Annotated in this window: 1 protein-coding gene; it reads right to left on the minus strand. The window is 62.4% G+C overall.

Annotated features, from left to right (window positions below):
• On the minus strand, window positions 1-255 hold a 255-nt coding region (locus tag KW848_RS32780), incomplete at both ends, for a contractile injection system protein, VgrG/Pvc8 family (protein WP_256365354.1).

Raw genomic sequence — 255 nt, forward strand, 5'->3', positions numbered from 1 at the left:
CGCTGGTGACCGACTCCTCCAGAACCTGGGGCTGTTTTCCTTGGTGATGAACACTGCACAGCAGCCACAAGGCGTTGCACGCCTGACGCGGGTGTTCGGTCAGGGTAACGAAGTGGCCACAGCGCAGGGTCGGTTGGTCGCTTTGCCCCTCGGCCAACTGGTAATCCGCACGGTGCCGCTCCAGGGCCTGTCGAGCGAGCTGTTTGCCACGTGCCAGATTGTCCATCTCCACCGGGTAGTGGTAGTCCTCAAGCG

Origin of the sequence: Pseudomonas sp. PDM25, from assembly GCF_019219045.1 — a bacterium.
Lineage (GTDB): Bacteria > Pseudomonadota > Gammaproteobacteria > Pseudomonadales > Pseudomonadaceae > Aquipseudomonas.